This is a genomic window from Aquabacterium commune (genome assembly GCF_004362855.1).
GTDB lineage: Bacteria > Pseudomonadota > Gammaproteobacteria > Burkholderiales > Burkholderiaceae_C > Aquabacterium > Aquabacterium commune.
This window is the reverse complement of record NZ_SNXW01000013.1, coordinates 1-20225: the sequence shown is the minus strand read 5'-3', so window position 1 is coordinate 20225 and position 20225 is coordinate 1. Positions and strand designations below refer to the sequence as shown.

The window sequence follows — 20225 nt, the reverse complement described above, 5'->3', positions numbered from 1 at the left end:
GCTGTCGGTGTCGGAGCAGAATGTGCTGCCTGCTGTGCCGTCCCCCTGCTTGGTGGTACTGCTGCCCTGGCGGCAGGATCTACCGCCCTTGCTGCAATCGGAGCATCCATGGTTGCATGTGCTGATGAGCTTGTCCTGATTGGTGGGGTATTGCTGGTGTTGGCCTTAGGCAGTGTGCTGATGGCCTGGCGCCGTCGGCGCACATCGGTCAGTCCTAAGGTCTCCATGTGTTCGGGGGGCTGCAATCTCAGATGATCGGCATGGCCCGTTGACCTAAGCTCGGCAGTCTGGGCAACGGGCTTGGTGGTTGAACTAGAAGTGCACGGGTGATTCGAGCCGCTTGGGCTTGTGGCTCGCAGGTGCCGCCGCGTCCACTCAAACCCTGTGGGTGTGCAGCAGGAGTCTGCGCGTGATCTAAGATAGAAAGATGGCTGCACCAAATTTATCAATCTGCGTTGTTGCCAAACGGACGGGTTGCTCTGTCCCGACCATCCGCTACTACGAGGATATTGGCCTCTTGCCAAACGCAGATCGGACGGATGGATGTCGACGAAATTTCTCGGAGGCGACCATCGCACGTCTGACTTTCATCCGTCGATGTCGAGACTTCGGCTTCTCCATTGATCAGGTGCGAGAACTTGTCTGTCTTGTCGATGAGCCAACTCGACCTTGCGTTGAAGTCCGAGACCTCGCTGCCAAGCATTTGGCTGAGGTGCAGCGTAGGCTGTTGGAACTCCAGGCACTAGAGAGCAGCCTGGGAGCCTTTGTGCGCGCATGCGACAGGGATTGCGCGGGGGGCCCTACGCTCGATTGTTCCATTCTGGAGGATCTGTCTCGTCCGGCCGCGGCCGCGCCGAGCCGAAGCTCAGGCTGCTGTGGTACTTGAAGCAAGGTTCTTGCAGGCCTGATGTTCAGATTCTTGCGTGAAAGTCCCTGATCGCCGTCCCCATCAACGTGCCGATGACCACAGGCACGCATGGCACGGCCAGGGGATGCAAGGTGAAGGGCAGCACAAACGCCAGGACGGTTGCGCAACTGGTGAGGATGGCCAAGCAGGCATACAAGGCGAACATCTCCGGGCTGTGGTGCAGGAACTCTTTGGCTTTGACCACTCGTACAAGGCAGCCATCCACCAAGGCAGCAACCGGGAAGGCCGACAGCCAGGGGAGCCACTCCAGCAGCATGGCCAGGCGGAAGCTGGCGAGCAGCAGCAGTGCGTCAATCGAGCGGAAGTAGGGGTTGTTGAACAGCCGTTGGTTGACCGAGGCCATTTCTTGCCCGACAGCCGCGTTGACGCCACCCGCGGGGGCCGCGTCTTTGGATGAGGGGACGGGTGATGCCTGACGTGCCGACTCCTGCATGTTCATCGCACGCGACAGCATGCGGGTGCCTGCGTCCTTGCCCCAGAACACCGCCGCATTGGTGTATTCCGTTCGCAGTTGCTCTATGAACCGTTCTGGGGGATGGGCGGACGGCACATAGAGCACCAGAACCAGCAATGCCAGCAATGACACCACGGCCATCGCCCTGATCATGCCGCCCTCCTGATGGGTTGATCGTCCCCTTGCGCATCCGGATCCAGGATGGGAAAGCGGCCTTTGATGATGCGCCCGCCAGACACCGAGGCAAAGTACTGAAGGTTGGGCAGTTTGCCCAGGACATCGGCAGGCACCATCTCCTCGAAGCTCTCGGAGAGCTGGCTTGAATAGCTGGTCGAGAAGTCACCCAGATGGGTGTCCGCACCATGCCCCAGCCCAACGCGCATCGAATGGATGGCCGTCTTGCCAAAGGTCTCCACGATGAAATCCTGTGTGGGTCGGTCTTTCGAGCGCAGCGCAATCAGGTTGTTCAGATTACCCAGCGCCATGCGTGCTGCTGCTTCGCTGCCCAGGCGTTTGGCCAGGTCGGCCAGCGTCTGCATCGCGCAGGTGGTGTAGATACCGCCTTCCGCACCCTTGTTGAGGATCTCGATCAAGGGCTGGTTGATGACGTTGGCCACCTCATCCACAAACAGCGCAATGCGCCGGTAACCGCCCAGGTTGTAGCGCATGCCCGCCCGAGCGGCCAGGTCGGCCAGTGCCAGTGCACCGATGGCTGATGCCACCGAGGGGTCGGGCAGCGAATCCAGACACATGTACAGCACATGTCCGCCGCGCTCGATTTTCTCGAAGTTCATGATCGGGCGCGTGTCGTTGGCGTCGAACGGGTCGGGCGACAGCGTGCGGCCCAAGTCGCCCGAGGTCAGCATTGACAGCACGGGCAACAGGTTGGCGGTGATCTTCTGGTAGTGCTCGCGGTTGTGCCTGAAGGTGCGCACCTGGGCATCGATCACCTTGCTGCGTTGTGACTGGGCAATGTGGTGTTCGTAGTACGCGACAAAGGTCATCAACTCGGCGCTGGCCGCTTCTGAGGGGCGCTTCATGTGGCCTCGGTGTGCCTCCTGCATCAGCTTCTTCATTTCTGGCAACTCACGCCAGGCTGGCCCCAAGGTTTCCTCATAAAAGCGGCGCAGAGAGCCCTCCAGCACGGGTTCGATGCCACCCTCGATGTAGCGGGTCAGCTTGGCCAGGTTGGGGCGCTCTTCCAGTTCAACCAGACCTTGCACGACCACGTTGACCGCATCCCAGCCGAAGGCGGAGAACGCGCCAGCCGTGTCCGGCGGCATGATCGATTGGATGCGGGATGCAATCTCGGTGGGCTTTTGCCAGTTGAAGGTGAAGTCCAGCCGCACACCGGCTTCCGGGAAGGCAGGATGAAACTCCATGAAGGTGTCGGGCTCACGCCAGTCTTGGCAGGCGCGCTCAACCACGCGCTTGAGGCGACGGCTGTTCTTGGGGTCGATGACGATCACCACGTCGCCGCGCCTGACGGCTTGGGTGATCAGGTTGGCCAGGGCCACACCTTTGCCGGATTGGGTGGTGCCGACCAGCAGCGTGCCGCCTTCGAAGTTCTGCAAGGGGCGATGCAGCGGCACCTCATGGGGCTCGACGCCGTGTATGTAAGGCAAGCCAATCTCGGCATCGGGTTGGGGTGCGCTGTCATAGCCCAGCAGACTCAGGAGGCGCGGAGATACCGTGAAGTCGCGGTAGTCGATCTTGGCCAGTTCATACAGACGCTGAGAGTGCACGGGCCGCCACTCGAAGCCGAACCCAAGGAACACGGCCGTTGAATCCTGACACCACCGCGCCTGGGTTTGCGTGCTTATCACCTGGATGGCATGACCAGCCAGAGATGCCCTCAGCACGAGAATGCGCAGCGCCTGCGAGACCCTGAGAGCGCTCATGCCAAGGCAAGCGATGGACAGGGGAAAAGCAAGAACACTTGGCAATTGGCCGATGGCGCCGACGGCTGTGAAGAACGTCAGCGCGATGCCCCAGGCAAGGCCTGCGTAGGCCTCGTAGGCGTGGCGCCATGGCATCTCGTAGCGGCGGATGGGCATGTCACTCGCCCTGAGCCTCTGGCGAGGCAAATGCTTCCATGTCCACGCCGCTGATGAAGCGCGGATCAATGGTCAAACCCACGGTCGGTGTGCCATTGAAATCTCTTGAAGTGGTGGGTGGACCTTTGCCCTGGGCGCGAACCAGCATGTGCACATCCGACAGGGCGCGCAGGGCCATAGACGGTTGAATGCCGCGGCGCTCGAATTCGTGCAGAGGCACAAACACCCCAAAAGCGACAGTGCAACACTGAGCGGGTCCAGCGCCTGTGTTCAAGGTGTTGACCACCACGGTCAATGCGTCGCGCACCACGGGGTTGAGGCGCAGCGGCGCTTGAAGATCAATCGTCGCTTGCTGAGTTGGGTGGGCATCGCTTGTCGATACCAAGGCAGTCGGCGGGGCGGTCGACAAAAGTGCCGCTTCGGCTTGAGCCTCTCGGACATTCGAAGCTGCTTGTGGAGTTTGCTCGGCGTTACCAGGGATGAGCGAGAGTTGTGTGCCTGGCTGGCCATCAGGGCGAGATCTTGGTGCAACCGGTTCGCCCGCTTGGGCCGACGGACTGTTGTTGCTTGGCGCACTCGTGAGGTTTTCCGCCAGAGGCGGCGGCAACGGGTCATGTCCTGCAAACAGGATCGCCTGCGACGACAGCTTGACTGCGTCGATTTTGGCCTTGCCGCCTGGTGGTTGGATGAGCCAGATTGGGGCTCCTGTGGGCGTGGGTTCGAAGACGCCGGCTAGCAGGAGCACTTCCATGATGGTCTCCGGCGCTTTGGGAATGCCTGGCAACTGGGCGGCGTCCAGTTGCTTTTGGAGGTCTTCGGCAGCGCTAGGCCAGGCCAGGAACAGGCCATCGGGGCCGAGCCAGACGCGAGACTTCTCGCGATTGGCTTGCCACCCCGAGTTGGAGACCGCGAGATGCCTTAGCGCGTCAACCAGGTAGCGTTCCAGGTGCGAACCGTATTGAGGCGTACCGTAGCGGTCGGCATTGGCCAGCAGGTTGCGGTCAATCACCAGCGCCAAGGAGCGCCGGACCAACTCGTCCAGCAAGTTGTGATCGCGATGCTGCGAGATGCCGCTGACGCTGCCCATGAGGTGAGGCACGATGACTGTGTTGTCTTCAGCCAGGTAATGCATGACCGTTGGGGGTACGACATGGGCCAGCGTGAACACGCCCAGGCTGCGTGTCTCGATGGCGTGTGGGCGCCAGCGCAAGAAGTAGCGGTCCGCTTGTCGCTCCATCAGCCAATCACTCAGGGACAGAAGGTAGGCTGGCCACACATCGCCTGGGGCGTTGGTCACGATGATGTGACTGAGCACCCGGTGGGCCTCGCAGCAAAGCCCCGCGACGAAGGTTGCCAGGCGCCAGCGCGGCTCCAAGTGGCGGCGTGCCGATATGTTGGAGCGACCGGAGAATATGTGCGCGTCTGTGCCCTGCAGGCTGAAGAAGCTGACTTCCATGCCCAGGCGCAACAGGCCGCCAGGGGTGCAGAAGTAGTTGTCTGATGTGGCTGGCAGCAGGTGTACTAGGTTGGCGTATCGTCTGATAAGTGACAGGATGGTTTGTTCGAACTCGGTACGGTCAGACCCATGGCAGAGCTTGATGCGGGCGATCAGGTCATCGTTTTGCGACAGCAGAGCATCAATGGGCAGGGCCTCGAAGCCGGGATCTGACGATGCAAAAGTGCTGTGTGGCAGAGACGGGGCAAGCATGGTGGTCCATTGCAGATGACCCATTCATTTGGTCACCATGCGTTGCCGTGCGCACCTCAAAATGTCATCTGTTCATCTGGGCTTTCGCCATCGAGACTTGACTAAAGAGGAGCAATTTCGGATCAGTGCGATGGGCGTCGATCCGTCTGATGCCTTGGCCTTGACTCTGAATGCAACGACGGAGATCCAGGCACTTTGGTCAGGTAGCCAAGGAGCTTGCAATGTAGGATGTTGGCATCCAAACTCGGCGATCGCCAAACACTGCAATCATGACTACGTATCAAGAACTACTGGCCCAGAAAGCCGCCCTGGACAAGCAGGCTTTGGAGCTGGACAGGCAATTGCAGTATGCCCGCAAAGCTGAGCGAGCTGGTGTGATTGACCATATCAAGCAACTGTTGGCTGCCAATGGTTTGACTGTCGCCGATCTGGGTTTGAAGGTCGGTGTGGCGAACCGCTCCAGTGCTGCAGCAGGAAGCAAGGTCGCTCCAAAGTATCGCAACACTGACACGGGCGAGACCTGGAGCGGACGTGGACTTCAGCCCAAGTGGATCAAGGCTGCATTGGCCGCTGGCAAGACGCTGGATCAACTGAAAATAGGTTGATTACAAGGTCATCGGTTCAGGAGGCAGTCGCTGGTACGGTTGCCATCCCGTGCTTGGGAAATGAGGCCTGGAGCCGAGGGTCGCAACTGTAGCGCTGCATCAGTTTGCAGAACGGACAGTTGTCGCCCGCGTGGACCATTGTGCCGATGGCCATCAGCACATCGCTGCCGCAGGTCGGACAAGCGATGACATCGAACACCGGGGTGCTGGCCAGCCAGATGCCGTCAGTGTGCGATGCCAGATCAAACGCCCGGTCAAAGCTGATGCGGTGCGGACATTGGCAGACCGCTTGGTACCCGCGATAGGCGCCGACCAGCGTCTCTGCGGCGCCGAATCCAGTGTTGCGCAGGCGGCGGTAGATCGACATGAAGATGGACGATTCAGCTCTCGCGATGAGATTGGCACCGTGGTACCACTCCAAGGAGTTGGGTGGACGACCTCTTGGGATGGCTTGTGGGTCGTTGAAGAACAGCCTTTGCACGTCCCGAGGGTTGAGCCCGGTCAGGTGATGGATGGTGCGCACCCGGGCGCCCAGTTGAGCGCAGTCCCGCGCCAGGCGCATGGCGCTGAGTTGACGATCGGCACGTGTTGACATCGTGGCGCCCTCCGATCACGACGTGCTTGCGGGCACCATGGACGCGAGTTGCTGCGGCCTTGGGGCGTGAACGGCGGCCAGTGAAGCCTGAAGTGGCGCAGGCGCCTTGAGCAAGGCGAGTAGATCCTGTCGGGGAGGGAAGAGGGTGCTTTGGCCGATGTGAGCAATGAATGACCATACATCTTCCTGGCTCATGGCACCAAGGTACTCCGCCTGCGCCGTATCCAGCCCGAACTTGCAGCATGTCGATACCCGATCTTGTGCGATGCCCAGCCTGATGGCCTGAAGCAAATACAAATTGGTCAACTGCACATCGGTGAACTGGATGCTGCTCATGGTCTTCTCCTGTCGGTCTGCCCGGATGTGAAATGAGATGGGCCAGGTGTGGTGGCGAGGTGTGACTGCTTTGGTGTTGTGTGTTGGGAGTGATGAGTCAGCTCAGCATATTCATGGGCGTCAATTGGGATCAATGCCCGAGAGCGGGGGGATGCCGCGCTTGCCATCCACAAAGGCCCACACTCCCTGCCGCATTTGTTGCCCCAGTCGGCGACATGCTGGGTGCCTGGTGGGGAAGTAGGAAAGCCACCAGAGCCAAGGCCCTGGTGGTGCGGTCACTGCTGCGAAAGCTGGCCCATTGGGATGAGCCTGCTTGCACATCGGATCAAACGGCCTGCGCCAGTTCCTTCCATTCCTTGACGGGCAGTTCGATCAACTTCCCGCCCAGAGCTTCAAACTCGGTGGCCCGGTCGTAGTCTTCCACTTCCTGGGAGAAGTGGGTGACGGCATTGACCAAGCCATACCCCGACAGATCACCTTCGGCGATCAGGTGACGCAGCACCCCGGCGCGTTCGGTGTCGTTCAGGGTGTAGCGCTGGGCCAGCACCTCCACCGTCTTCACAGGGTTGCCGACCAGAGGGATCTGCAAAGTCTTTTGCATCTTTTGCGCGGCCTGCATGAATGTCGCTTCCGACACGGCCGCCTGCACGACGTCGCGCACCTTCAGGAAGAAGGCCTTGTCGTCGGCTTGCAAGGTGTCGTCCTTGAAGACCATGATGTTGTCGTCGCTGCCCAGCGCGCGGCCGACATGGGTCTTGCGCAGCGAACGGTCTGAGGCGATGAGGCCATTGCGGCACACCAGTCGATACAGCAAGGGCTGCACCGACAGCGTGCCTTGTCCCACCTCCGAATTGGAGATGACCACGCCAGCCTGGACGATGTCGCCAGGCGCCATTTCGACCTTCAATTGCGGTGTGATGCACTTGATGTACATCCTCGTGTCGGTGAGTTCCACCGACTCAAAGCGCACATCGGGTAACTGCTGCAGGATGGGCAGCACGCTTTCTGCCAGATCGAAGTTGTCAAGGCGACGGTAGCGGTCCGACAGCACGGCTCGGACCTTGCCATCGAGCGTGCGGATCATACGACGGTCATCGTCGCTTTGCAGCCAGGTGTTCACGTTGCGGTCCAGCAGGACTGGCTGCTCGGAGCGCATGCGCTCGAAGTACGCATAGGGAATCTTCAGCTTGTCAGCCAACTGGCGGCGCGCCAGCGGCATGACGCCATAGGGCGTGGAGGCACCGCCTTCGCCGATGACAAGACGAGTCTCGCCTGTGTCATCGGTGTCGTGTCGCATCAGCGACGAGGGAACCACCAGATCCTTCTTTGATTGCAATTGGCGCTCAAGCTCATGGGCCAGGCTCACCAGGGAACGTCCGCTTCTCATATCAAACTCCTGTTCGGGAAAGAAATGGCGGAGACGGCATTGCCCACATGCGGGGATGCACATCCCCGCCAGGGTTGATGACGGATGGGCTCAGACCCATCCACACAGAGCGCAAACTGACCACAGGCCAGGGCTGCGCCCAACTCACAAATCACTCATACAAAACGCCAGGGCTGTTTTTGCCTTGCCATGTGGCTTGGCCTGGTCTGACAGCTACCAGTGGGGATACATGACTTACGGGATTCGGGAGGCGTGTTCCGCCTTGGCCAGCCACACATCGGCCCAGTCGGTGCCCGGGGTCTTGGGCAAGAGCACCCGCACTTGCCGGGGGCCGCTCTGGTGCTCCTGCTTCTTCAGCCGCCGAGCCAGGGCAAAGGCAAACATCTGGCCGTCAAAGTCCGCTTGGGCATCGTTATCGGCATAGATGCAGATGCTCTGCACCGAGTCGGGCAGCCACAGCTTTTCCAGGTTTCCGGCATTGAGTCCTGCCCACACGGGTTTGCCGGTGGCCAGGTGCACAGCCATGGCGGTCTCGATGCCCTCGGCAATGGCCAGTTCGTGCTCGGGTTCGAACAAGCGCACGGAAGCACCATTGATGCCCGAGGAGAGAACCTTTTTGGCCTCGCTCACATTGGCCTTGCGGCCATCCTTCAGATACGTGCGGTGCAGCGTGACTGCGTGACCATCGGCACCCTGGATGCAAGCCAGCATGGCGGCGTATTCGGCCACTTTGCGCGACTTGCCCGAGGTCGGATCCTTCTCGTAATAGCCCAGCGCTGGATGCAGGCGCAGCACCTTGGGGTAGTGGGCCAAGGCGAGCCGCCGACGGGACAGGTAGCGGTCCACCTCATCACCGGGTGTCACGGGCGTGGCTTCTTCCCAGAGTCGCTTTGCCAGAGCCTTCATGCGCTCGGCCGAAGGCTCCGGTGACGCCACATGCGGGACAGAGCGCGAGGTGCCCACCACGCGTTCGACTTCCTTGAGCGCGGTGTTGAAATCCAGGCCCGTGACGGCCTGCAGCAGCTTGAAGCCACCTCCCGCGCCACAGGCGCGACAGTGGTAGTTGCCTTCACCGAACTTGTCGGTGTACTGAAACCGGTCCGTGCCACCGCAGAGTGGGCAGGGCTGGTTGCGCTTCTTGAGAATGTGTTCGCCAACGCCCAGGCTACCCAGGATATCGGTCCAGCGACCATGGGCCCGGCGTTTGACGTCTTCAATGCGAGCTTCGTACTCGGGGTTGTTCATGATGAACTCCGTGTTGATGACATGTCCTCCAGGGGATAGAGCAGCGGTCAGCCGCGATGGCGAACCGATGGGGTGAACAACTGGCCCGCCTGCAGTGCTTCGATCACGCTGTGCTCGACGAACTCCCAGGGCAGTTGGTGCTGCGTGTGCAAGACCTGGCCTTTGTCGTCCAGGCGTTCGACCTTGAAACCTGCCTGGCTCCACAGCACGCGGTAGGTCAGCCAGTCGGCACCGGCGATGACAAAGATGCGGCCAGCCTGGCCCGTCAGGACTTCACTTTCCTTGACCAGGAACTCGATGTCCTGGGGCTCATCGACCATCAGCATCGGAATGCGGTGGCCGTGGGCATGGGCTTGTTTGTGCATATGGCACTCCATGTGTGAGTTGAGGGCCAGGGCTGATCGGACAGATCTGGCCTCGGCCCTGTTTTGAGGCGGTTGGGATCAGGTGAACAGATCGCCCTGCTCGGACATCTGTTTGAGCTGCTCGTTGATCCATTGGGGATTCCTGGCCAGGCGCGCTTCAACCCACTGGGGGTTGCTGGCGATGGCATCGCGAACCCATTGGGGATAGCGCTCAAGCGATTCAGACAGCCAGGCTTTGAGCTTGTTGCGGATGTGGTCGCGGATGTCTTGCGCATCCACAAGGCCACAGTACGCGATGGGCGACAGCGGGCTGCAGCCCACCACACGCAGGCAGTTCACGAATGAGAAGGGCTGTTGGTCCTTTTCTCGCTCGGTGAACACCCAGCGCAGGGTGTCGAACTTGTCTTCCAACGGCGTGGTCGGGTCAGACAACTGGTTGATCTCCTGCAGCAAGCGCCAGTGCAAGAAGACGATGTCCTCCTCGCTCCAGTCGATGCGTTCGGTCGGATCGTCCAGCGACTGTGGGTCTGGCGGTTGATCCGGAAAAACGGACTGCGTCGCCCCCATGAAGCCATTCAAGGCAGCTGGGGGGTGAACCAGGGATGTGCTCGTGTGCAGCATCGTGGCCTCCATGTGAAATTGGGAGGCACGGCGCACCACGGGTGGGGCAATGCCCCACAGGGTGATGAACAGTCGGCAAGGTGTTATGACGCACTGCCGATGGCGATGAAAAGACTCCAGGGCTGGCTTGATCGGGTGGTGAGCCCGTTCGGATCGGTGTGCCAGCTACCGATCGAAGAAGGCTTTCTGGGTGAGGGCGCGCATGCCGCGTCAGTGCGGTCGTGCACTCACCACGAAAGTCGCTTCGATGGCATCGGAACGGTGGTGACCGTCAAGGGTTTGATGTGAACTCCAGGGCTTGCCTTGTTTGAATGCAGGGCCAGCTGCCGCATGTCAGCAAGGTAGTGCCTTGCCATGAGGATGGTCAAGATGGTTCCATGCCAAAACGGGGGCTGATGCCGAAAGGGGCTTCAATTGCCGATGATTCCCGGTGGTGATGCACGAACGCGGTTCGCAAGATGGTGGCGAGCACGCCAGTCACGGGAGCGCGACATGTCTGATATTCACCAGATCGTCAAGATGGACCAAGGCGGGGTCAACGACCGGATCCTGGCCAAAGAAAGCAAGGCAGATTTCAGGCGCATCGAAGCGGCCAGTGTGAAGATGCCCACGTGCTTCACCAGCGCAGAGGGCAAGCGCTTCTTTGTTCGCCTGTTCAACACCTTGCAACTCAACATGCACTTCATCTCGGTGATCGCACGCACGCGGCTGGATCACGATGACATCGTCAAAGTGGAGGGCAGCGTTCGGGCGAAGCTTGACGCGGTCAACGAGAGCTTGAACAGTGCCATCGATGGCGCAGAAGCCTTGTTCAAGGCTCATGGGATCACCAGTGTGGCGACGTATGACACCGTGGCCCTGTCGGTGGACGTCAGTGTGCTGTCGTCGTTTGGGCGTCGCTTCCTGGAGGTCCTGGGCAAGCTGGACCAGTTGATGCCACTGCTCCAGACGCTGGAGATCCATGAAGTGATCACTGCGCAGGCGGTGGACATCCAGCGCGCCAGCCTCAAACGTCAGGTGCGCGACGTGGCCAACGGGGCTCGCAATCTGGCCACTGGCCTGAGGCGCCGCATGAATGCCATGGGTGAACGGGGTGAGGGCGGTCCCGAGTCTGTGCCAGCCCCAGCAGCAAATGTTCAAGCATCTGGTGTGCTTGCTCAGGAGCTGGAAGCGACCGGCGATGATGCAAGTGTTTCGTCAGCCACGGACACCATGGAGCCTGTGGTTGCTGCTGTTGTCGTCAAGTAGCTACTCAACGCGACCTGGTTGATGCTGGCAAGCGCCACGCGCAAGGGGCCAACTTCACGGACGATTTCGAGGAGCACAAGCCGTTCTTGCCTTGAGGCGTCCCATGTCGTCCGCTAAGGTGACATCGGGACGCATGTTGCGCCACCGTCGCAGTCGATACCTGCCTGCCTGTGCCTGTCCACGTTGCGCTGAGCCAGCCCGTTGACGAGGCACGATGTACTTGGAGTTGCTCACAACCACACCGTGCGACCGGGACGCCGCCGATGTGATGCCGGAGTCGTGCGTCCCTATCGGCATGCGCAAACCCTGACCTAGCGCCGCCGCTACAGAGCAGGTCATGTCTTCCATCGGCATTCGCCGTGAAGAGGCCAGATCATGCCTAAACCCAACCGGGGTGCCGTTGTCGTGCCCGCGGCGCCTGTCCATGCTGTTGCGGCGCCATCATTGCCGCAAGTTGGCTTTCTCCGACAGGCACAGGTTCTGCAATTTGTTCCCATCTCCAAGTCCACACTGTGGCGGCGCGTGCAGACGCGCACCTTTCCTGAACCCGTCAAGCTGTCGGTGCGCGTGACCGTCTGGCGGGTGGAGGACATCAGGCAATGGATCGCTGAACAGAGTAGCCGTGCCTGACGCCCCTTGCTGAAGCCGATGTTCACGCTTGCAAAGTCCGCTCTCATGCCATGCACCTTGCTTGGCATGCCTTGCCCCGATATCGAGCGCGCAGGGGCCTGGGCACACGCCAATGCATGTGAAGTGTTCCGCAGCCCATGCGGGGCGGTGCCACGGAACTTGCTTGCTTCTGGGTGTTTTCACGTGGCTTTTGTCCACGCCAAAGCAGATCTGCCTGATGCCGAAACCCCCCGCCTTCACCGGCGATTTCGACTGGTGAAAATTGCGACCAGGGTTGAGCATGAAGGCGCTTTGGCAGCGTGAGGACAAGTAAACAAAGCAGGGAGAGGGTCATGTCATGCGCACCAGAACTGGAACCAGACGGGAGCACCGTTGCCCAATCGATCCGGATGCTCAAGGAGGTCATCGATGGCGACACCTATGAGACCGTGGCCGCGCGGTTTGGCGTGTCACGCACGGCGGTTGAGCGGCGCATCAAAGCCATTGCGGTGCAGTTGAGCCAAGTGGCCGACATCGATGGCTTGAATGAAGATGGCGCAGCATTCGTCAGACGCTTGCGCCTGCACCGCGATGCCATCCTGACGGCCCTGGTGGACTTCGATCCGAGACGGCCCGTCGAGCATCGTTCCAGCCGCATCGTCTCCATGGACGAAATCATCCAGGCAGGCAAGCGCATCAAGGGGCGCAGCAATCGGGCCATGGCATGACCTGTCGCTGTTCTATCTCCTGTTTGCCACGGGCGCACGTCCCCTGGAAATCGCCCGCCTCGAAGTGAGGGACTACCTGAGCTCCGATGGCAGCGTTCGGCGCCACTCTCAAATGCGTGCCGAGGTGGCCATCACTGGAAAGGCCCGCCCATTGCACTTCGCCAGCACGAGGCTGGACGAATCGCTTTCAAACTACTTGGAAGAGCGCCTGAGGCTCGGGCTGGGCTTGGGACGGGATGGTGCTTACAGAGGGCTTGATCCAGATAGCCGCTTGTTCCTGTCTACAGCAGGAGAGGGGTTCAAGATCACACCCTATGGTGCGCCTGGTCAGCGACGGTTCTTGTGTCGACCGATCCTGGAGACCTATCGCAAGCTGTTTCGCTATGCCGAGATGAAAGGCGTGACGGCGCTGTCTGTGCGGCGCACCGTCGTGGCACGCCTCTATGAGCGTGGCGCTGATGAGGACGATGTCGGCCTGATCCTGGGCATCAGCGAACGCAGTGCGGTGCGCGAACTGCTGGCTCGCCACAAGCCGACCATCGAGCAACTGCTCGATGAACTGGTGTGAACACCATGCCCACCCGTCAAGGCGCTGAAGGCGACAGTCAGCGCTTTTCCATCAAAGGGCGGGTGGTGGATGCAAGTGCGCCAGACATGCAGGATCTGCTGGCTCACGTGTACGAGACCCCCGAACGTCCCCGATGTCTGTGTGTTCCTGGTGGTGTGGAGATGTACGTGGCGCGGCACCGTCAGTTCGTTGTCAAGCGCATGCCGGAAACCGGGTGTCGGCATCACCCATCGTGCCCATCCTTTGAGCCAGAGTGGCAACAGTCAGGCCTGGGCGAGTTGGTGGGCGAGGCTGTTCTGGAGATGGTTCCTGGCCAGATTCAACTGCGTGTGGACTTCCCATGGGTGCGCACGGTGGGGCGTAGCTTGGTTCGAGGTGAAACGCATGACGTGAACGAGGTGGAAGCGCCCAGGCGACGAATGAGCCTGCATGCCCTGATGCACTTCCTGTTCGAGCGAGCAGGCTTCAACCGATGGAGCCCGGCCATGGAGGGCAAGCGCAATCAAGGTGTCCTGCACAAATACCTGATGAATGCGGCCGAGGACGTGATGGTCAAGGGTGCTGGGTTGAGCGAGCGTTTGTACGTGCCCGAGCCCTTCAGCGAAGCCAGCAAATTCGAGGTAGCTCAGCGCCGTCGCAACAAGCTGGCGGTCTTGCATCCGCATGAAGGGCAAAGCCCTCTGGCGGTGGTCATCGGAGAGTTCAAGGTCAGCGAGGTAACGGCCCTGGGTCGGCGTGTTTGGATCAAGCACATGCCCGATGCCCCCCTGCTGGTGGGCACCAAGACCTGGGAGCGCATTGAGCGGGTCTTCGCGCCATTGTTTGAAGCCCGTGACGCTGACAGCGGATACAAGGTCCGTTTGGTGCTGGTGGCACTGATACGCGCTCGCCGTGAGCACACCTATGAAATTGATGCGGCCAGTTTGATGTTGACTAGCGAGCACTGGATCCCTGTGGAGGGCGTGCACGAGTTGCCGCTGGTGCATGCGCTTGTCTCTCAGGGCCGACGCTTTGTCAAACCACTGCGTTACGACGCCAGGAGCGCCGTTGCATTTCCCAATGCTTTGTTGCTGGATGCCGGTTGTCTGCCGGTGCCTTTGCATGTCATCAGCGCATTCATGCCCCCGAAGGATCGGGCGGAAAAAGATCGCGTGGTGCGAACGTCCGGTGTTTCATCCTGGCTCTGGTGGAGTGCCGAAGAGATGCCTGCGTTGCCAGAGGCAATGACGTCCAAGAGTCATTGAGCGAACCTCGGGCATATGGGCTCCGATGACCACCGTCTTGAGTCCTTCCAAGGCTGAGATAAACATTGGTCAGATGATTGGCAGGTGTCGATCACCGGCGTTTGCCGTGGCTTGCTGAGACATGTTGTCGAGCTGTCGGCTGCTCAAGAGCCTCCCCCTGGCCAAGCCCACTCAAGATGCCGCAATGCGCCACGTCTTTTGCCTGAGCACATTGCCCCCGCAGGGCCACCAGTTGTTTTTTCAAGGCGGTCAACTCTCGAATCCGTTGGGCCACGTGTTCGATGTGTGAGGGATCCCGCTGCTTGTCCTTGTTCTTCGTCGAACTCGGCGCCCCGACGATCGTTGCGTCAACGATCGCCTGTGCCCCAACTTTCAGCCCTCGTACCTGGAGCACCTCGCCCACCTTGCCCTGCCCAACTCGTTGTTCTCCAACAAACGGAGAAACTTCGGCAAGGTCGTCGCATCGGGCAGCGATACTGCTGATACTCCGCGTTCTGATCTGCCGCTACCGCAAGTGTCTGCTGCTTCATCTTTGGGATCCTCCAACGAGTGCTTGCTAGGCATGCAAGTCATGCGCCAGATCGGACCTTTTTCAGCATTGCCCTAAGCCGGAAGGAGTGATAGATGCATGATGTCTGAAGACAATCTGAAAGGCCCAAATGGTGAGGACGTTCGATCATCCGTTAGCCAAGATGCTGCCGTGTCATCGACCGATCGATTCTACGAAGACCATGCGGTCGAATATTTCTCAGGGACCTCCGGTGCCCAGACGCAGTTCGTCCTCGATCGGTTCCTGTCACATCTGCCGGCCAATGCCGCCATCCTTGATGCCGGCTGCGGCTCCGGCCGGGACCTCAAATTCTTTCTTTCCCGGGGTCATTGTGCGTTGGGGATCGATGCCTCGACAGCCCTCGTGCAAATGGCGGCCCAGCATTCGGGCGCCCCATGTGAGGTCGCTCGGATCGAAAGCATCAGCTATGAAGATCGGTTCGATGGGATATGGGCATGTGCTTCATTGCTCCACTTGCCCCGGGACGCATTTCGCCCCGCGCTTCGTTGCCTGACCCGGGCCCTCAAAAGAGGCGGCACACTCTTCATGGCAGTCCAGGAGGGGCAGGGCGAAGCGATTCTTCCGGACGGCCGTTTGTACGTCTACTACTCAGAAGACGACATACGCAGGTCACTTGACGCCGCCGGGTTGGCGGTGAATGAACTGTGGGCGTCGCGAAATTCGGCTGATGCGGTGCACCAGCCGGTATGGATCAATGTCATTGCCACTGTGCGATAGCGCGCCAGGACGACACTGACCGTCGGCATACCTCCCGTCAACGCGGCCAAGTCTCCGTTTTCCCTCCCCGCAACTCACAGACGACGATCAAGGCAGCACCGAGGGTGATGCCGATGTCTGCGACGTTGAATGCTGGCCAGTAGAACGACTGCCACCTGACATCAATCCAGTCCACCACCGCCCCGCGAGCGAGCCGATCGAGCAGGTTCCCTAAAGCACCGCCTAGGAGAAGCCCGAAGGCCAGCCGCTGAGGACGACCGGTTTGAGGCCGCCGAATCAGTACGGCAAAAACAACCGAGGCGGCCACAGCCACGGCGCTGAAGAAGAGGCGCTGCCATCCACCTGCGTCGTGCAAGAAGCTGAAAGCGGCACCTTCGTTGCGCCAGTGGACGATGTTGAGCACCGGGAGCCATGGCTCGCTGGAGCCATACGGGAGTGCAGCGACCACCGCAGCTTTGCTTGCGATGTCGATCAGGAAGACGGCTGCGGCTGCAAGGAAGGCACGCGCAACGCTCGGATCCATTGTTTGGCGCATCCTCACTGGACCTTGTCCCTCTCGCCGGGCGCCCTGAGCAGGCGCAACCCGTTGAACACCACGACCAGGCTCGCACCCATGTCAGCCAGGATTGCCAGCCACAAGCTGGCGTGTCCCGTGAAGGTCAAGACCATGAACACCGCCTTGGTGCCGATGGCAAAGGCGATGTTGGCTCTCAGCACATTGCCCACCCGATGTGAGAGAGCGATGAACTCTGGCAACTTGCGCAGATCGTCTTGCATGAGCGCCACGTCAGCAGTCTCAATGGCGGTGTCGGTGCCTGCTGCGTGATGGTCATGGCGTGCTCCTTGACAACATTTGAAACCCTGTAGCCGGTTCAGAGTCAAGGCCTTGGAAAATCCCTTGCGCACAGGGGGGATATTCTGCGACTACTGCTCGGGCGGTTGAGCATCATGATTGTCTAGCTGCCCATCTTTGCCTTGACGGGTGTTGAGGGCAAGATGTTCCATCCCATGGCTTTCACGGTGGTGGCGGCTTTGTTGGGCGCCATGATCTTGTCGATGACCTTCGTCCCGGCAGCCGTTGCGCTGTTCCTGACGGGCTCGGTCAGCGAGAAGGAAAACCGCCTGATGGGCTGGGCCAAGCGCGGCTATGAGCCTCTGCTGGACAAGGCCATGTCCCGCCAGCCACTGGTGCTGACCATCACGGGTGTGTCGGTGGCCTTGGCCGTGTTGATGGCCACCCGCATGGGCAGCGAGTTCATCCCCAGCCTGGACGAACACGACATCGCTTTGCACGCGCTGCGCATCCCAGGTACCAGCCTGAGCCAGGCCATCGAGATGCAAGCGCAACTGGAGCGCAGCATCAAGGCCTTCCCTGAGGTCGAGGCGGTGTTCGCCAAGCTTGGCACGGCCGAGATCGCCACCGACCCGATGCCGCCCAGCGTGGCTGACACCTTCGTGATGCTCAAGCCACGTGAGCAATGGCCCGATCCCAAGCGGCCCAAGGATGACCTGGTCAAGGCCTTGCAGGTGGCCGTGATGAAGGTACCCGGCAACAACTACGAGTTCACCCAGCCCATCCAGATGCGCTTCAACGAGTTGATATCAGGCGTGCGCAGCGATGTGGCCGTCAAGGTGTTTGGCGATGACATGGACACGCTCAACGAAACCGCGGAGCAGATCTCCAAGGTGCTGGAGGCCGTGCCTGGGGCCGAAGATGTCAAGGTAGAACAAACCACCGGCCTGCCCATGCTATCTGTGAAGATCGACCGCGAGAAGGCTGGGCGCCTGGGCTTGAACGTGGGCGACATTCAGGACACGCTGGCCACGGCACTGGGTGGGCGCGAGGCAGGGGCGGTGTTCGAGGGGGATCGCCGGTTCGACATCCTGGTGCGCCTGCCAGAAAACCTGCGCAGCGACCTGGACGCTTTGGGGCAGTTGCCCATTCGTCTTCCCGCCAACGCCGCGGGTGAACACGAGGGCTTTGCCCGACTGGGCGATGTGGCCACGATGGACCTGACCCCTGGCCCCAACCAGATCAGCCGCGAAGAAGGCAAACGACGTGTGGTCGTAACCGCCAACGTGCGCGGGCGGGACATCGGCAGCTTTGTGGGTGAGGCGCAAGCCAAGATCGAAGCTGGGGTCAAGGTGTCAGCCGGTTACTGGACCACCTGGGGCGGCACCTTTGAGCAATTGCAATCGGCCTCGCGCCGTCTGGCCATCGTGGTGCCCGTGGCCTTGTTGCTGGTCTTCCTGTTGGGGTCGTCTCAGAAAACGGAAAAAATCGTACGCTAAGCGTGCGTTGTTGCCGCGCACCAGCAGTACAGCGTAGGAGGCGGACGCGCCACCGCCCTCCGTCCTAACTGACAGGTTCGTACCGTTGTCATGCCATCAATTCCAATAGGTACAGAGAGACAAAGCCTGCAAAGAAAGCAACGGTGATGAGCGGGGTTTCCTGGACTTCGTGCGCCTCGGTCAGTAGTTCTTCCACTACCAAATACATTAGGGCGGCGGCACCGAATGACAACATGATTTCCAGTGCGACGCCTGAAAGTCCGCCCAGCAACGCACTGCCCAACGAAGCTCCCGCGACGACCAAGCCGCTCAGGCTTGCGATGCAGAGCAAGTTGCGTCCTCGCCCCCAGTTGGCCTGAGCAAGGCTCGTAGCCACGGAGAGACCAAGGAACAGTAACTCAAGCGTGAGCGCGATCACAAGCAGCGTTCCAACTCGGGCACCTGCGGCGAATCCCACGCCGATCAGCAAGCCGTCGATAAAGATATCGATGGCTACGGCAGCCAGCAAGCCGACCTTGCCGCCCGATGTTGCCTCATCGCGTGCCTCAACACGTTCCGCAACAAGCTTGACGCACAGCATCAACGCAACACCCAAGATAAAGCCGATCACGACGCCGAGTGGTTGGTGCTCCCTGGTCATCTCTGGCAACAACTCGCCGGCAACAGCCGCCAGCACGACACCGGCGGCGAAGTGCTGGATCACGCTGCGTACGGTCTCGCTGGGTGTTCGCCACACAGCGATTGCGCCGCCGAAGATGGTGGCAGCCGCCGGAATGAGGGTCAGCGCGAGGATTTGCTCATGCGGGGTAGCCATGCGGTCTGCGCGGTTCTGTGTTTAGCCTACGGTTTTGCCGCATTGCCCGCAGAATTTGGCCCCAGCCTGCAAGGTCGTACCACACTGCGCACAAACTGAGGGGGTCAAAGAAGTGCCGCACTGCTGGCAAAACCGAGCCCCGACTGCATTGATGGCTCGACAGCTAGGACACGCAACCGTGCCGCCTGCGGACGGCGGCGGAACATTGCCATAGCCTCCCGGAGGAACGCCATAGCCGCCGCCATGACCACCGCCATGACCACCGCCATGACCACCGCCATGACCACCGCCATGACCACTAAACAACCGATCAAGAATACCCATTTTCAATTCTCCTTTTGCACATTAAAACTCTGCCGATGAGACGTGGGTTGTAGCCGGCACCCAGCGGTAGAGGGTTGGAACGGAAACACCGAGGTTCTTGGCCACATCCCTGGCCGGAACACCGCCGGCCAGCAACTTCTTGGCCGAAGCAATCTTGCTATCGGTCATCTTGGGCTTACGCCCACCCTTGCGACCCAATTGGCGTGCCACGTCCAACCCGGCGCGGGTGCGCTCGATGATTAGCTCACGCTCCATTTCGGCGAGGCTGGCCATGACGTGAAAGAAGAAGCGGCCAGATGGTGTGCCGGTGTCGATGGCATCGGTCAGGCTATTGAACTGAACACCCTGTTTGTGCAGTTCGGCAACCAGATCCACTAGTTGTTTGACGCTGCGTCCCAGGCGATCGAGTTTCCACACCACAAGAACATCGCCGCTACGCACCATTTCCAACGCCTTGTCCAAGCCAGGTCGTTTGGCGCGGGTGCCGCTCACTTTGTCCTCAAAGACCTTTTGGCACCCAGCCTTGGTCAAAGCTTCACGCTGAAGCTCAAGGTTCTGATCCTGCGTCGAGACACGCGCATAGCCGATCAGCATGACTACTGCTCCTTGCCTTGGAAAATTACGCCATCCATTCTTATCGAAACTCATTGCAATGGTAAGGGATCGAGAATAACATTTCAAGAACTATTTTCGAGAATCGCAACGCCTTGATTTCGTGTCGTTTTCAGAAGGCGATTGCACACATTTTCAAAAGTGCACTGCACTATGGCAAATAGGAGAAGCTTGCTCTACCTCTTGGGTTCGGGGAT

General features: G+C 60.2%; 22 protein-coding genes and 3 pseudogenes. 9 read left to right on the top strand and 16 right to left on the bottom strand.

What is annotated here, in order from left to right:
* The first annotated feature begins 427 nt into the window (after nt 1–427).
* Nucleotides 428–886, top strand: a complete 459-nt coding sequence (locus EV672_RS19395; protein WP_109036419.1) for a MerR family transcriptional regulator — start codon at nt 428–430, stop codon at nt 884–886.
* A 25-nt stretch (nt 887–911) separates the two neighbouring features.
* Here EV672_RS19395 and EV672_RS16865 read toward each other — a convergent pair whose 3' ends face one another.
* Genes EV672_RS16865 through mobH form a run of 3 tightly spaced genes read right to left on the bottom strand, consistent with a single transcriptional unit; the run spans nt 912 to nt 5171 of the window.
* Complete coding sequence (locus EV672_RS16865) at nt 912–1535, bottom strand: IncC plasmid conjugative DNA transfer DtrJ family protein (RefSeq protein ID WP_133611149.1); 624 nt, start codon at nt 1533–1535, stop codon at nt 912–914.
* Nucleotides 1532–3439, bottom strand: coding sequence for a conjugative transfer system coupling protein TraD (traD, locus tag EV672_RS16860; protein ID WP_133611148.1), 1908 nt, complete (start codon nt 3437–3439; stop codon nt 1532–1534). Before traD ends, EV672_RS16865 begins: the two co-directional genes overlap by 4 nt.
* Before the next feature lies 1 nt (nt 3440).
* Complete coding sequence (gene mobH / locus EV672_RS16855) at nt 3441–5171, bottom strand: MobH family relaxase (RefSeq protein WP_243738743.1); 1731 nt, start codon at nt 5169–5171, stop codon at nt 3441–3443.
* Nucleotides 5172–5416: 245 nt separating this feature from the next.
* On the opposite strand from mobH, the gene EV672_RS16850 reads away from it, so the two are divergent.
* Entirely contained in the window at nt 5417–5752 is a 336-nt protein-coding gene (locus EV672_RS16850) for an H-NS histone family protein (protein WP_133611147.1), read from the top strand.
* Between the two features lie 16 nt (nt 5753–5768).
* On the opposite strand, the gene EV672_RS16845 is transcribed toward EV672_RS16850, so the two are convergent.
* The 6 genes from EV672_RS16845 to EV672_RS16820 form a co-directional block, all read right to left on the bottom strand.
* Nucleotides 5769–6347, bottom strand: coding sequence for a FlhC family transcriptional regulator (locus EV672_RS16845; protein WP_133611146.1), 579 nt, complete (start codon nt 6345–6347; stop codon nt 5769–5771).
* A gap of 15 nt (nt 6348–6362) precedes the next feature.
* Nucleotides 6363–6683, bottom strand: a complete 321-nt coding sequence (locus EV672_RS16840) for a hypothetical protein (protein WP_133611145.1) — start codon at nt 6681–6683, stop codon at nt 6363–6365.
* A gap of 325 nt (nt 6684–7008) precedes the next feature.
* Nucleotides 7009–8133, bottom strand: coding sequence for a DUF932 domain-containing protein (locus EV672_RS16835; protein WP_243738742.1), 1125 nt, complete (start codon nt 8131–8133; stop codon nt 7009–7011).
* 171 nt (nt 8134–8304) lie between these two features.
* Complete coding sequence (locus EV672_RS16830; RefSeq protein ID WP_133611144.1) at nt 8305–9315, bottom strand: DUF7146 domain-containing protein; 1011 nt, start codon at nt 9313–9315, stop codon at nt 8305–8307.
* Nucleotides 9316–9362: 47 nt separating this feature from the next.
* Nucleotides 9363–9680, bottom strand: coding sequence for a hypothetical protein (locus EV672_RS16825; protein ID WP_208110799.1), 318 nt, complete (start codon nt 9678–9680; stop codon nt 9363–9365).
* Nucleotides 9681–9758: 78 nt separating this feature from the next.
* A complete protein-coding gene (locus EV672_RS16820; protein ID WP_133611143.1) occupies nt 9759–10301 on the bottom strand; it encodes a hypothetical protein in 543 nt (180 codons plus the stop codon).
* A 492-nt stretch (nt 10302–10793) separates the two neighbouring features.
* On the opposite strand from EV672_RS16820, the gene EV672_RS16810 reads away from it, so the two are divergent.
* The 5 genes from EV672_RS16810 (at nt 10794) to EV672_RS16795 (ending at nt 14698) form a co-directional block, all read left to right on the top strand.
* Nucleotides 10794–11549 carry a DUF1845 domain-containing protein gene (locus tag EV672_RS16810; RefSeq protein WP_243738741.1) on the top strand — a complete coding sequence of 252 codons (756 nt, stop codon included), beginning with the start codon at nt 10794–10796 and terminating at the stop codon, nt 11547–11549.
* Nucleotides 11550–11924: 375 nt separating this feature from the next.
* A complete protein-coding gene (locus EV672_RS16805; RefSeq protein ID WP_109036436.1) occupies nt 11925–12179 on the top strand; it encodes a helix-turn-helix transcriptional regulator in 255 nt (84 codons plus the stop codon).
* 332 nt (nt 12180–12511) lie between these two features.
* Nucleotides 12512–12886, top strand: a complete 375-nt coding sequence (locus EV672_RS19155; RefSeq protein ID WP_243738740.1) for a helix-turn-helix domain-containing protein — start codon at nt 12512–12514, stop codon at nt 12884–12886.
* 112 nt (nt 12887–12998) lie between these two features.
* Complete coding sequence (locus EV672_RS19150; protein ID WP_243738739.1) at nt 12999–13454, top strand: hypothetical protein; 456 nt, start codon at nt 12999–13001, stop codon at nt 13452–13454.
* A 5-nt stretch (nt 13455–13459) separates the two neighbouring features.
* Nucleotides 13460–14698: a DUF1173 family protein gene (locus EV672_RS16795; RefSeq protein ID WP_058088280.1), complete on the top strand. Its 1239-nt coding sequence runs from the start codon at nt 13460–13462 to the stop codon at nt 14696–14698.
* A gap of 289 nt (nt 14699–14987) precedes the next feature.
* On the opposite strand, the pseudogene EV672_RS19140 reads toward EV672_RS16795, so the two are convergent.
* Nucleotides 14988–15169: pseudogene (locus EV672_RS19140) on the bottom strand (IS5/IS1182 family transposase); the annotation flags it as partial.
* 157 nt (nt 15170–15326) lie between these two features.
* On the opposite strand from EV672_RS19140, the gene EV672_RS16785 reads away from it, so the two are divergent.
* Nucleotides 15327–15986 carry a class I SAM-dependent methyltransferase gene (locus EV672_RS16785; RefSeq protein ID WP_133611141.1) on the top strand — a complete coding sequence of 220 codons (660 nt, stop codon included), beginning with the start codon at nt 15327–15329 and terminating at the stop codon, nt 15984–15986.
* 37 nt (nt 15987–16023) lie between these two features.
* On the opposite strand, the gene lspA is transcribed toward EV672_RS16785, so the two are convergent.
* Entirely contained in the window at nt 16024–16509 is a 486-nt protein-coding gene (gene lspA, locus EV672_RS16780; protein ID WP_133611140.1) for a signal peptidase II, read from the bottom strand.
* Between the two features lie 14 nt (nt 16510–16523).
* Nucleotides 16524–16808 (bottom strand): annotated as a pseudogene (locus EV672_RS16775) (heavy metal translocating P-type ATPase); the annotation flags it as partial.
* Between the two features lie 102 nt (nt 16809–16910).
* Here EV672_RS16775 and EV672_RS16770 point away from each other — a divergent pair.
* Nucleotides 16911–18242: pseudogene (locus tag EV672_RS16770) on the top strand (efflux RND transporter permease subunit); the annotation flags it as partial.
* Between the two features lie 124 nt (nt 18243–18366).
* Here EV672_RS16770 and EV672_RS16765 read toward each other — a convergent pair.
* Genes EV672_RS16765 through EV672_RS16755 form a run of 4 tightly spaced genes read right to left on the bottom strand, consistent with a single transcriptional unit; the run spans nt 18367 to nt 20010 of the window.
* Nucleotides 18367–19092 carry a ZIP family metal transporter gene (locus tag EV672_RS16765; protein WP_031942924.1) on the bottom strand — a complete coding sequence of 242 codons (726 nt, stop codon included), beginning with the start codon at nt 19090–19092 and terminating at the stop codon, nt 18367–18369.
* 21 nt (nt 19093–19113) lie between these two features.
* Complete coding sequence (locus EV672_RS19325) at nt 19114–19245, bottom strand: double zinc ribbon domain-containing protein (protein WP_341770496.1); 132 nt, start codon at nt 19243–19245, stop codon at nt 19114–19116.
* Nucleotides 19197–19385 (bottom strand): hypothetical protein, encoded by a 189-nt coding sequence (locus EV672_RS19320; RefSeq protein ID WP_341770497.1) that lies wholly within the window; start codon nt 19383–19385, stop codon nt 19197–19199. The genes EV672_RS19325 and EV672_RS19320 overlap by 49 nt, the downstream gene beginning before the upstream one ends.
* Nucleotides 19386–19437: 52 nt before the next feature.
* On the bottom strand, nt 19438–20010 hold the full coding sequence (locus EV672_RS16755; protein WP_046983517.1) for a recombinase family protein: 573 nt from the start codon (nt 20008–20010) through the stop codon (nt 19438–19440).
* Nucleotides 20011–20225 lie beyond the last annotated feature (215 nt).